This is a genomic window from Pantoea sp. PA1, assembly GCF_056856975.1.
This window is the reverse complement of sequence record NZ_JBXGEE010000001.1, coordinates 737,240-749,023: the sequence shown is the minus strand read 5'-3', so window position 1 is coordinate 749,023 and position 11,784 is coordinate 737,240. Positions and strand designations below refer to the sequence as shown.

Sequence of the window (11,784 nt, the reverse complement as noted above, 5' to 3'; positions counted from 1 at the left end):
TCGCTGACCTTCAGCAAAGTAATAAGCCCGAAAAAAACGCCGGATGACGAGATTGTTGCATCGGGTCAGACGTCGTCGATAACAACAGGGGCGGCCATCGCCGCCCCTGTTTATTTATAAAGACCGCGCAGTAGCTTATGCACGAACTCCGGCACCACTTCACTCGCCAGGCCGTAATGCCGCTCGGCAAACTCGTTGCCCACCTGGCTCGGCTCCAGGTTCAGCTCAACGGTATGCGCGCCCTGCAGTCTGGCTTCGTGAACAAAGCCCGCCGCCGGATAGACGTGGCCCGAGGTGCCGATGGCGATAAAATAGTCGGCCTGTTCCAGCGCCTGATAAATCTGCTCCATGCCCAGCGGCATCTCACCAAACCAGACCACATGCGGTCGAAGTGCGGAGGGAAACTGGCAGCAGGTGCAGCGATCGTCCGGGGTGATATCGCCGCTCCACTCAATTACCTGGCCGCTGGTCACACAGCGCACTTTTAACAGCTCGCCGTGCATATGCAGCACCCGGCTGTTTCCGGCGCGCTCATGCAGGTTGTCGATGTTCTGCGTAACCAGCAGAAGATTATCGCCTAACACCTGCTCCAGCTCCGCCAGCGCCAGATGGGCCGCGTTGGGCTGAATCTCTGGCTGCTGCAGCTGCTGACGGCGCGCATTGTAGAAGCGCTGCACCAGCGCGGGATCGCGCTGAAAGCCTTCCGGTGTCGCCACATCTTCTACGTGATGCTCTTCCCACAGACCGTCAGCCGCGCGAAACGTACGAATGCCGGACTCGGCGGAAATACCTGCGCCGGTCAGGATCACCACATGCGGCAGAGGGTGGGCGGCCAGTTCGGCCTGACGATCGCGCTCAAATATGCGCTGACGAAAGCGCTGATGCACTTTTCGCCGGGTTTTCTTCAGGCGGGCAAGTCGTATGCGGCGACGTGGTGTTCGCATAAAATCTCCTGGCGTAGCAGCTGCGGCGAGCTGCTCTGAACAGATTCCGGGTAAACATCACCCGATGGTAACGGTTGCCGGGGGCAGAAACCCATAGCAAAGGTCTTAAACAAAAGCGGCGCGATAATCACTCGCGCCGCATTGTGCTACTGACCGCTTAAAACCCGAGCCGGGTCAATGCGGCTGGCGCGTCTGGCGGGATACCAGCTCGCCAGCAGACTCAACAGAATCGCAGTAATCAGTACTGAGAACACATCAATCCAGTGCAGTTCCGACGGCAGAAAGTCGATAAAGTAAATATCGCCCGCCAGCAGATGATGACCGGTGATCGACTCCAGTCCGCGCACCAGTTTCGTCAGATTCAGCGCCACCAGCACGCCCGCGACCACGCCGCTGACGCTGCCCAGCAGACCTGCCAGCAGCCCGTACCAGATAAAGATGGCACGGATCAGGCGGTCTTTGGCACCCAGGGTACGCAGGACCGCAATGTCGCTGCTCTTATCTTTCACCGCCATCACCAGCGTGGAGACGATGTTGAAGCAGGCGACGCCAATCACCAGTACCATTGCCAGATACATAATGGCGCGGATCATCTGAATGTCGCGGTACATGTAGCCGTAAGTGCCGATCCAGCTCTTAATGTAGACGTAAGAACGGGTCGCCTCACCAGCCTCGCGCACCAGCTTAACGGCCTGGAACGGGTCGGTCATCTTCAGGGCGATGCCGGAGACGCTCTCCCCCATCTCCAGATAGTGCTGGGCATCAGCCAGCGGCACCAGCGCCAGGCTGTGATCGAGCATACCGCTGAGTTGCAGGATGCCGCTCACCTGCAGCCGGATGCGTTTTGGCTGCAGCAGTTTATTATCACCATCGTTATTCGGGATCATGATGGTGATCCAGTCGCCCTGCTTCACATTCAGCGATTTGGCAATGCCGCCGCCGAGGATGATCTGCTGTTTACCGGCGGCAAAGGAGGACCAGGCGTTGTCTGCTACAAACTGCGGCAGCGCGCTCAGGCGCGGCTCCTGAGCCGGATCGACGCCCTTGACCTGCAGCGCTTCCAGCCGTGCTCCGCTCTCAATCAGGCCGGTGAAGTTAACGTAGGGGGCGGCGGCCGCAATGCCGGGCACCTTTTCAATCGGGGCGATCATCGATTGCCAGTGCTGAAACGGCTGATTCACCGCCTCGATCTCACCGTGCGGCACCACCGCCAGAATGCGGTTATTCAGTTCACGCTCAAAGCCGTTCATGGCGCTCAGACCGATAATCAGCACCGCCACACCCAGGGCGATACCGATAGTGGAGATCACCGAAATCAGCGACACCATGCCGCCCCGGCGGCGTCCGCGGCTGAAGCGCAGGCCCAGCAACAGCGATAACGACGAACCCATTACACCGCTCCTGCCAGGGTGAGCCGATCGCTTAACTGCCCGTCACGCATCTCCATCTGACGCGTCATGCGTTTTGCCAGCATCAGATCGTGGGTCACCACCAGAAAGGCGGTGCCCTGACGGACGTTCAGTTCGCCCAGCAGTTCAAAAATAGCGTCGGCGTTGCGCGCATCGAGGTTGCCGGTAGGCTCATCCGCCATCACCAGCCGGGGACGGTTGACCAGCGCACGGGCAATCGCCACACGCTGACGCTCGCCGCCGGAAAGCTCAGAGGGCCGGTGCGCGGCACGGTGGTCCAGCCCGACCGCGGCCAGCATTTCACGGGCGCGATCCTGCGCTTCCGCTTTGGCGGTTTTGCCAATCAGCAGCGGCATCGCTACATTCTCCAGCGCGCTGAAGTCCGGCAGCAGATGGTGGAACTGATAGATAAAGCCCAGCTCGCGGTTGCGCAGTTCGGCTTTGGCCGGGGAGGACATCGCATTGAGTGACTGGCCGTCGAAGACCACATCGCCAGAGGTTGGCGCATCCAGGCCGCCCAGCAGATGCAGCAGCGTACTCTTACCGGAACCGGAGCTGCCGACAATCGCCATCAGTTCACCCGGCTGGAGGCTGAAAGCCACGTTGCGCAGCACATCGGTCTGCACGCTGCCTTCCTGATAGCGTTTGCACAGGTCGCGACACTGCAACAAAGGAGAGTTACTCATAACGTAAAGCCTCAGCGGGTTGAACGGCGGCAGCGCGCCATGAAGGATAAAGCGTAGACAGCAGCGCCACGATCATCGCGCTGAGGGCGATGGTCACCACCTGCCACGGATTAATATCGACCGGCAATGCTGCGCCATCCAGGAACAGGCCAATGACCGGCATTAAGGTGTTGAGCTGGCTGGCGAGCAGCACGCCCAGCAGGGTGCCGAGCAGCGTGCCGATAATACCGGCGCTGGCTCCCTGAACCATAAACACCGCCACAATCTGCCGGCGCGTCAGGCCCTGGGTTTGCAGGATCGCCACTTCGCCCTGCTTCTCCATGATCAGCAGGCCCAGCGACGTAATGATGTTAAAGGCGGCGACGGCGATGATCAGGCTCAGCAGCAGGCCCATCATGTTCTTCTCCATACGCACCGCCTGGAAGAGATCGCCTTTGCGCTCGCGCCAGTCTTTCCAGACCAGGCCCGCCGGCAGCGTCTGCTGGCTCAGGCTGTCAACCTCAAGCGGTTTGTCGAGCCAGAGTCGCCAGCCGGTGATATTCCCGGCCGGATAGCGCATGACACGCGACGCATCCTGAAGATTGACCAGGATCTGATAACCATCGACTTCGCTGTTGGCAGCATAGGTGCCCGCCACGGTAAACAGGCGCTGGCTCGGCACGCGGCCCATCGGCGTAAACTGGCTGACCGACGGCACCATCAGACGCAGCTGGTCGCCGCGTTTAACGCCCAGCTGAGAGGCCAGCTGTTCCCCGAGGATGACATTGTACTGCCCGGCCTGCAGGACGCGCTGATCGGTGTTGACCAGAAACGGCGTCAGCGGATCTTTCTCATCCGGCGCGATACCGAGCATCACCCCAACCGAGACGCTGTGCGGGCTTTGCAACACCACATTCGCCGTGGTCAGCGGTGCAATACGGCTGACCCCGTTGAGGTTGAGGGAACGGGCGGGTTGCTGTTGCGGATTAATGCTGCCTTTGTCGCTGGTGATCAGCGCCTGAGGCATCAGGCCAAGAATATTGCCTTCGAGTTCACGCTCAAATCCGTTCATGACCGATAACACGGTCACCATCGCCAGCACGCCGAGCGTAATGCCAATCGTTGAGAGCCAGGAGACAAAGCGACCGAAGCGATCCGATGCTCGTCCGCGCATGTAACGCAGACCGATAAATAGCGCGACAGGTTGATACATGGAATCCAGTAAGCCGTTGCCTGAAAATAGGTAGTGGGATGATAAAGGAGAGGCTGGCTTTATGAAACCTCTAACCCTCTGAGTCGGCAGCAAAGTTGCATCAGAATGCGTCACATTTCCTGCCAAAGCCGGGGAATAGAGCATAAAGCCGCCGCTTATTGGCTGATTATCCGCCACCACAGGGGGTAGACTACAATCAGTAACAGGATAAGAAGCGAGGTTATCGCCCGGCCACAGAGGTAGCGATCATGTTCAGATTTCCCAAAGGCAGCATCGTGAAACATCAATCCGGGGAGATCCGGGGCGAGATTATCAACGTCTTTGAGCAGGGAGCGGCATCGGCTGGCTACTACGTAAAGTGGGACGACGGCAACCTCAGTTTTCATCCTGAGCAGGAGTTATCCTGGGCGAATATCGACCGCCCACGCATGCATTACACACAGCAATCCATAAAATAACTGCCCGTTTAACCCCGTCGCTGCATTGCGACGGTGGTTTTTTCCGATCCCCCCGCCCGACTCCGTCTATTCTCTTTTTAGCCGCTGCGTTACCGCTGACACCCGGTAAGCACTGCCCGATTCGGGTTGAGCACGGTGCGGCAGGAAAATTGTGCCGCAAAGGTGATCCCCCTGACATAATATGGAATGATTACGTCCTGGAAAAATGGAGCAACCCCGAGATCCCATGCCCGAACAGACTCGTTATACCCTGCCCGTTAAATCCGGCGATCACCGGCAGCTTGGTCAGCTTATCGGCGCTGCGCACGCGGTAGAGTGTGCCAGCATTACCGAGCGACATGCCGGTCCGGTGTTGATGATTACGCCCGATACCCAAACCGCCCTGCGTCTGCTGGATGAAATCCGCCAGTTTACCGATCTGCCAGTGGCCCATCTCGCCGATTGGGAAACGCTGCCCTACGACAGCTTTTCACCGCATCAGGATATTATCTCCTCCCGCCTGTCGACCCTTTACCAGCTGCCGGTGATGCAGCGCGGGTTGCTGATTATGCCGGTCAATACGCTAATGCAGCGCGTCTGCCCGCACAGCTTCCTGCACGGTCACGCGCTGGTGATGAAACAGGGACAAAAACTGTCGCGCGACAGGCTGCGCGACCAGCTTGAGCAGGCGGGTTACCGCCATGTCGACCAGGTGATGGAGCACGGTGAATACGCGACGCGCGGCGCCCTGCTCGACCTGTTTCCGATGGGCAGCGATCAGCCCTACCGCATCGACTTCTTCGATGATGAGATTGACAGCCTGCGTCTGTTCGACGTTGACAGTCAGCGTACGCTGGAAGCGGTGCCGGAAATCAATCTGCTGCCCGCGCATGAATTTCCCAGCGACAAGGCAGCCATTGAGCTGTTCCGCAGCCGCTGGCGCGAGATCTTCGACGTGCGCCGCGAGTCGGAGCATATCTATCAGCAGGTCAGCAAAGGCACGCTCCCGGCGGGCATCGAATACTGGCAGCCGCTGTTTTTTGAGCAGCCTCTGCCCAGCCTGTTCAGCTATCTGCCTGACAACACCCTGATTGTGAACTGCGGCGACCTGGAAGGCAGTGCCACCCGCTTCTGGCAGGATGCGGAAGCGCGTTACGAGAATCGTCGCGTCGATCCGATGCGTCCGCTGCTGGAGCCAGCCACCCTGTGGCTGCGTCCGGACGGTCTGATGGGCGAACTAAAAGCCTGGCCGCGCATCTCCATGACCAATGAGGTGCTCCCGGCAAAAGCCGCCAACACCAATCTCGGTTATATCCCGCTGCCGGATGTGGCCGTTCAGGCCCAGGCAAAAGCGCCCCTTGACCCGCTGCGTCAGTTTATCGACACCTTCAGCGGTGCCGTGGTCTTCTCGGTTGAAAGTGAGGGCCGCCGGGAAAGCCTGCAGGAGCTGCTGGCACGCATCAAACTGCGTCCTCAGCCGGTGCATCGCTTCGATGAGACCGGTGAGGATCGTTTCAGCCTGATGATCGGGGCCAGCGAACGGGGTTTTATCGACACCGTGGGGAACCGGGCGCTGATTTGCGAAAGCGATCTGCTGGGCGAACGCGTCAGTCGTCGCCGTCAGGATACCCGCCGTACCATTAACCCGGATATCCTTATCCGTAACCTGGCGGAGCTTCATCCCGGTCAGCCGGTGGTGCATCTGGAGCACGGCGTGGGCCGCTATATCGGCCTGACTACGCTGGAAGCGGGTGGCATCCAGGCGGAATACCTGATGCTCTCCTACGCGAACGACGCCAAACTTTACGTGCCGGTCTCCTCGCTGCATCTGATTAGCCGCTATGCCGGTGGGGCTGACGAAAACGCGCCGCTGCACAAACTGGGCAGCGACGCCTGGTCGCGCGCACGGCAGAAAGCCGCTGAAAAAGTGCGCGACGTAGCGGCGGAGCTGCTGGACATCTATGCGCAGCGCGCCGCCAAAACCGGTTTTGCCTTTAAGCATGACCGTGAACAGTATCAGCTGTTCTGCGAGAGCTTCCCGTTTGAGACCACACCCGATCAGGCTCAGGCCATCAACGCGGTGCTGAGCGATATGTGTCAGCCGCTGGCAATGGACCGCCTGGTATGTGGTGATGTGGGCTTCGGTAAAACGGAAGTGGCCATGCGTGCCGCGTTTCTGGCTATTGAGAACCACAAGCAGGTTGCCGTGCTGGTGCCGACAACCCTGCTGGCGCAGCAGCACTACGATAACTTCCGCGATCGCTTCGCCAACTGGCCGGTGCGCATTGAGATGCTGTCCCGTTTCCGCACCGCGAAAGAGCAGGCGCAGGTGCTGGAACAGGCCAGCGAAGGCAACATCGATATCCTGATCGGCACGCATAAGCTGCTGATGAGCGATCTGAAATGGCACGATCTGGGTCTGCTGATTGTCGATGAGGAGCACCGTTTCGGGGTGCGTCACAAAGAGCGCATCAAGGTGATGCGGGCCGACGTGGATATCCTGACCCTGACCGCCACGCCTATTCCGCGTACCCTGAATATGGCGATGAGCGGCATGCGCGATCTCTCCATTATCGCCACGCCGCCTGCCCGCCGCTTAGCGGTGAAAACCTTTGTGCGCGAATATGATGATCTGGTGATCCGCGAAGCGATCCTGCGTGAGATTCTGCGTGGCGGCCAGGTCTACTACCTCTACAACGACGTCGAAAATATTGAGAAAGCGGCACAGCGTCTCAGCGAACTGGTGCCGGAGGCGCGGGTAGCGATCGGCCACGGGCAGATGCGTGAGCGTGAGCTGGAACGGGTGATGAACGATTTCCATCATCAGCGTTTCAACGTGCTGGTCTGCACCACCATTATCGAAACCGGGATCGATATTCCGACCGCTAACACCATCATCATCGAGCGGGCCGACCACTTTGGCCTGGCGCAGCTGCATCAGTTGCGCGGCCGCGTCGGGCGTTCGCACCATCAGGCTTATGCCTGGCTGTTAACGCCACATCCGAAGGCGATGACCACCGACGCGCATAAGCGACTGGAAGCGATCGCCTCGCTGGAAGATCTGGGGGCCGGTTTTGCGCTGGCCACGCACGATCTGGAGATCCGCGGGGCTGGCGAACTGCTGGGTGATGAGCAGAGCGGGCAGATGGAGACGCTGGGCTTCACGCTCTATATGGAGCTGCTGGAGAACGCCGTCGATGCGCTGAAAGCGGGGCGTGAACCTTCACTGGAGGATCTCACCAGCAATCAGACCGAGGTAGAACTGCGGATGCCCGCGCTGCTGCCGGAGACCTTTATACCGGATGTCAGCACCCGTCTGTCGCTCTATAAGCGCATCGCCAGCGCGGAAGCGGAAGAGGAGCTGCAGGAGCTGAAAGTGGAGATGATCGACCGCTTTGGCCTGCTGCCCGATCCGGCGCGCAATCTGCTGGATGTCGCTATCATCAGGCTGAAGGCCCGCGCGGTGGGGCTGCGCAAGATTGAAGCCAGCGATAAAGGCGGCTATTTCGATTTTGCGCCGCAGAACAAGGTGGATCCGGCCTGGCTGATCAGCCTGCTGCAGAAAGAGCCTCAGCAGTGGAAGCTGGATGGCCCGACACGGCTCCGGTTTACGCGTGAGCTGACGGAAAGAAAGATTCGTATGGATTGGGTGCAGAGCTTCGTTTCACAACTGGCTGAGCATCAGGCGTAACCGGTTCTTCCGCGCCTCGCCCGTTTTCCGGCGAAGCGCGGCGCGCAGAACGCCACGAAAAAAGGCGCATCCTGAGATGCGCCTTTTTTATTACGTCGTGCTGTGTGGCCGCGAGTGCGGCAAAGCTTTGCCCAATTACGCCTGGTCGCCGTTAAGGATCAGCTGACCATTGCGGTCCAGTGGAATACGGGTGCCGGGATCATTTTCCATACGGATTTTGCCCTGCTGGTCGCCTATTTTATAGGTCACGTCATATCCCAGTTGTTTCTCTTGTTTGTCGTAAACTGTTTTGCAGCGCTGCTCGGTTGTGGTGTAGGTATCCCGATCCTGCAGTCCGCCCTGGACCTGATTACCGGCATAACCGCCCGCTAACGCACCTGCGACGGTTGCCACGTCCCTGCCGCGTCCGCCACCAAACTGGTGACCTAACACGCCCCCGGCTACTGCACCTAACACCGAGCCAGCAATACGGTTCTCATCCTGAACCGCCCGGCGATGCGTCAGCGTGACGTTTCGGCACTCCTGACGTGGCTGTCTGATGCTCTCTTTGATTGGCGTTGCAGCCAGTACCTGAGCGTATTGAGGACCGCGATCAAACACGTTCATGCCTGCTACGGCGGCAACACCCAGTGCTGCTGCCACACCAATACCGATACCCGCTAACATTGATTTATTCACAGGAAGTCCTCCTGAAAAGTGTTACCGCGCATTACTGCCGTAAAGCATCCTCGTTAACTGAGGCATAACCGACGTGCGCGACTCGCCGTGTTTGTTGGGATGAAGTTTTACAGATGGACCGAAATTGCAACATCAGATAAATGGAGGAAATCGTTCACTTTGCTTTCAGGACCAGTTTTTAGGAGGGTTCTGAGGTGCAGAGAGTTGTTACTTGTACCGATTTAACCCAGAAATTTAACTATTAAAATCAATGTGATAAACCTTTGCAAAGCGTTATAAAGACGCTGACTGCCTGTTCTGATAACGGCATTTTCATCGCTACCTGTAAGCAGGTTACTGACTATGCCGTAAACGTGAACATTCATTCCTGAAGCAACCAGGCTTCAGGAATGAAGAAAGAGGAAACTAATCAAAAATACTCTCTGACGGACATTCCTTCACGTCGCCCCAGCCCACTACGGCGCCGTCTGGGGTGAGATTTTTGATGGACACGCTATCGCCTGAATATTCAGAGCCTCTGACCACAATATCGTAGTCATGGTTAGCCTGAGGAATAAATTCAGCAGTGGCAGATTTTTGAGTGTTCTGATAGTACCCAGCCTCTGTCCAGTAGTGGATGACCCGAATCATTTGTCCCGGCTTCAGGGTAAACTCATTGATGAAAGCACCATTATTATCGGATGAGGCTGGCATACCTATTCGTTTATTCCCTGTGACAGGGATACCCAGAATGACAAAGCCAGAAGTAATACGGCGTTCCAGCACTTTTTTATAGCAACCTGAACCCTGCTTTTCAAAGAACTGAAGTGCCGTATTGCCCTCTGAAGCGACGCGAATCCGGGCCGCATCCTGTCCTTTATAATCATCCAGAGAAGGTCTGAAACCTGCGGTGCAACCACTCAATAATAGCGCTATCAATCCGAAGATGATGATTTTTTCCGCCATTTTTTATTACCCTTAATTTAACTGACACAGACTGGACTTCGTTATTTTATTGGTACTATAACGAGGCGCGAGTTGCCTTGCACATCGTTTATTTTTTGAAAAACATACTGACCGTATTAATGTACAAAGACTTTATTAATCCTGCTGGAAAAAATAAAATACGGCACCCATATCAGACAACTGATCAAGGCCCGAGCCAGCATATTGATAGCAGACTGCGTAAGATCCACGTGAAAAACCAAAGCAGGATAAAGCGTGCAAAAAGTCGCAAAGAGAAGACCATATAAATAATACGATATCATCAAATATCTGGCTTTCACTTTTCTCTTAAAGAAGAACCAGCACGCCAGCACTGTTACGGAAAGATTAATAATGGATAACACTGACAGTAAAACACTAAAACTATTAATCACACCATGTTTCTGGTAGGTGTCGGCAATCAACGCAAAAATACTAAAACCATTATACAACACCGTAAAAAAACCAACAATTAAGCCTAAAGCTGGCAGATATAATAAACCATTAATCCTGCCCTCTTCTTTTTTTTCACAATTATCACAAAAGCCTGACTCTTTGTTCTCTTCCGCTTCCTGACACTTAATGCATAACATGCTCATCTCCTTGCATACAGCAATTGTTTTCCATATTTTTAACAAAAATTAAGCCGACTTATTTCATGAGGTTTGCATCTCTGACAAGACGGAATCACGTATTTTTTAAACCTAACGAAGAGTCGCGTAAGACGGTATTTATTAAATACTTTCCTTTGCAGGCCGTAAAAACCCTGACCAGATGATCAGGGTTGCAGTTTTTAGCGTTGAATCAGAAACGGTATCCGATGCCGATGTTAAAACCATTGATGGCAACATCTTCGTTATATTTCACGCGAGTCCCTTCATAGCCAACACTCACAGAGAGGTTGCTGACAGGATTCACGATAACGCCAGCGCCATAGGCAAAAGAGGATTTATTTTCGCTATAATCTTCGGAATACGCTCCGAGATAAGTCACGTTCTCATCCACTTTGGTATGGGCAACACCGATCAATCCATAGAAGCTGACATAGTCATTGATACGATATGCCGGACCAGCCATTAGTGAATAATATTTCACTTTAGTTTTGCCGTCATACCCGCTGACATCGCCATAAAAATCTTCGCGCTCAGAAAAACTTTTATCGCCTTTCAGATAGCTGAACGAACCAATAACGCTGAGTGGAGAGTCCCATTCATAGCGATACTGAACATTGACACCGCGAATGTTTTTGAAGTCATCAACTTTGCTTTGAGCATAGCCGATCGAGACAGTGTGATTATCAGCCAGCGCATTGCTGCCCACGAACAAACCGCCACACAGTAATGCCAGCATCGTTAACTTAGAGGTCATCTGGTTAATTCCTTTACATAATTTAACATTATTTCCCTGCGCTTATCGCAGGACTTCGTTCCCTGAATCACCCATACCCGACGGACTGGTTATCGTTTTATCAATCCGCCTGTACCGCCCAGGAATTTCCTGTAGCGCTCCGCGCCTTATGCTCAGATAGGGTCGGAGTACATCTGTTTATATCCGGATGTTTTAAAACAGGCTGACCTGTGGAAATCTGGGATTTAAATCCCACTCGTTCACAATGGCATTTCGTCCATTTAATTTGAGTTAAGTCAGGAATTTCACCACCTGAATAACTAATGTACTTTATTTATTAATCCATTTTCAGGGCATTATTAGACCAAAAATAATCAGAGGTATCAAGGCCGCATCACCACAAAAAAAGAAAAATCACCGAAAATATTATCGCTAAT

At 55.3% G+C, this 11,784-nt stretch carries 10 protein-coding genes; 2 read left to right on the top strand and 8 right to left on the bottom strand.

Annotation, left to right across the window (positions count from 1 at the left end):
• Nucleotides 1–110: 110 nt before the first annotated feature.
• The 4 genes from cobB to lolC form a co-directional block, all read right to left on the bottom strand.
• A complete protein-coding gene (gene cobB / locus AC1V0D_RS03785) occupies nt 111–944 on the bottom strand; it encodes a Sir2 family NAD+-dependent deacetylase (RefSeq protein ID WP_058957489.1) in 834 nt (277 codons plus the stop codon).
• A gap of 146 nt (nt 945–1,090) precedes the next feature.
• Nucleotides 1,091–2,335 carry a lipoprotein-releasing ABC transporter permease subunit LolE gene (gene lolE, locus AC1V0D_RS03780; protein WP_009090832.1) on the bottom strand — a complete coding sequence of 415 codons (1,245 nt, stop codon included), beginning with the start codon at nt 2,333–2,335 and terminating at the stop codon, nt 1,091–1,093.
• Nucleotides 2,335–3,039, bottom strand: coding sequence for a lipoprotein-releasing ABC transporter ATP-binding protein LolD (gene lolD, locus AC1V0D_RS03775; RefSeq protein WP_009090833.1), 705 nt, complete (start codon nt 3,037–3,039; stop codon nt 2,335–2,337). Before lolD ends, lolE begins: the two co-directional genes overlap by 1 nt.
• The gene (gene lolC / locus AC1V0D_RS03770; protein WP_009090834.1) at nt 3,032–4,231 is read right to left on the bottom strand and encodes a lipoprotein-releasing ABC transporter permease subunit LolC; all 1,200 of its coding nucleotides are present in this window, start codon (nt 4,229–4,231) and stop codon (nt 3,032–3,034) included. The genes lolD and lolC overlap by 8 nt, the downstream gene beginning before the upstream one ends.
• A gap of 248 nt (nt 4,232–4,479) precedes the next feature.
• Between lolC and AC1V0D_RS03765 the strand changes: the two genes are divergently transcribed.
• Nucleotides 4,480–4,689, top strand: a complete 210-nt coding sequence (locus AC1V0D_RS03765; RefSeq protein ID WP_009090835.1) for a hypothetical protein — start codon at nt 4,480–4,482, stop codon at nt 4,687–4,689.
• Nucleotides 4,690–4,915: 226 nt separating this feature from the next.
• Nucleotides 4,916–8,359 carry a transcription-repair coupling factor gene (mfd, locus tag AC1V0D_RS03760; protein WP_482906988.1) on the top strand — a complete coding sequence of 1,148 codons (3,444 nt, stop codon included), beginning with the start codon at nt 4,916–4,918 and terminating at the stop codon, nt 8,357–8,359.
• A gap of 135 nt (nt 8,360–8,494) precedes the next feature.
• On the opposite strand, the gene AC1V0D_RS03755 is transcribed toward mfd, so the two are convergent.
• The 4 genes from AC1V0D_RS03755 to AC1V0D_RS03740 all read right to left on the bottom strand — a co-directional run bounded on the left by AC1V0D_RS03755 (nt 8,495) and on the right by AC1V0D_RS03740 (nt 11,368).
• The gene (locus AC1V0D_RS03755; RefSeq protein WP_009090837.1) at nt 8,495–9,037 is read right to left on the bottom strand and encodes a glycine zipper 2TM domain-containing protein; all 543 of its coding nucleotides are present in this window, start codon (nt 9,035–9,037) and stop codon (nt 8,495–8,497) included.
• Between the two features lie 405 nt (nt 9,038–9,442).
• Nucleotides 9,443–9,982 (bottom strand): hypothetical protein, encoded by a 540-nt coding sequence (locus AC1V0D_RS03750; RefSeq protein WP_482906987.1) that lies wholly within the window; start codon nt 9,980–9,982, stop codon nt 9,443–9,445.
• 116 nt (nt 9,983–10,098) lie between these two features.
• Nucleotides 10,099–10,593, bottom strand: coding sequence for a DUF2569 domain-containing protein (locus AC1V0D_RS03745; protein ID WP_482906986.1), 495 nt, complete (start codon nt 10,591–10,593; stop codon nt 10,099–10,101).
• Between the two features lie 211 nt (nt 10,594–10,804).
• Nucleotides 10,805–11,368 carry an Ail/Lom family outer membrane beta-barrel protein gene (locus tag AC1V0D_RS03740; protein WP_482906985.1) on the bottom strand — a complete coding sequence of 188 codons (564 nt, stop codon included), beginning with the start codon at nt 11,366–11,368 and terminating at the stop codon, nt 10,805–10,807.
• Nucleotides 11,369–11,784: the final 416 nt, after the last annotated feature.

Bases quoted from the DNA above. Each gene is read 5' to 3' on its own strand.
- mfd (WP_482906988.1), top strand. From the start codon at position 4,916: ATGCCCGAACAGACTCGTTATACCCTGCCCGTTAAATCCGGCGATCAC.
- cobB (WP_058957489.1), bottom strand. From the start codon at position 944: ATGCGAACACCACGTCGCCGCATACGACTTGCCCGCCTGAAGAAAACC.
- AC1V0D_RS03765 (WP_009090835.1), top strand. From the start codon at position 4,480: ATGTTCAGATTTCCCAAAGGCAGCATCGTGAAACATCAATCCGGGGAG.
- AC1V0D_RS03740 (WP_482906985.1), bottom strand. From the start codon at position 11,368: ATGACCTCTAAGTTAACGATGCTGGCATTACTGTGTGGCGGTTTGTTC.
- AC1V0D_RS03745 (WP_482906986.1), bottom strand. From the start codon at position 10,593: ATGTTATGCATTAAGTGTCAGGAAGCGGAAGAGAACAAAGAGTCAGGC.
- AC1V0D_RS03750 (WP_482906987.1), bottom strand. From the start codon at position 9,982: ATGGCGGAAAAAATCATCATCTTCGGATTGATAGCGCTATTATTGAGT.
- lolE (WP_009090832.1), bottom strand. From the start codon at position 2,335: ATGGGTTCGTCGTTATCGCTGTTGCTGGGCCTGCGCTTCAGCCGCGGA.
- lolD (WP_009090833.1), bottom strand. From the start codon at position 3,039: ATGAGTAACTCTCCTTTGTTGCAGTGTCGCGACCTGTGCAAACGCTAT.
- lolC (WP_009090834.1), bottom strand. From the start codon at position 4,231: ATGTATCAACCTGTCGCGCTATTTATCGGTCTGCGTTACATGCGCGGA.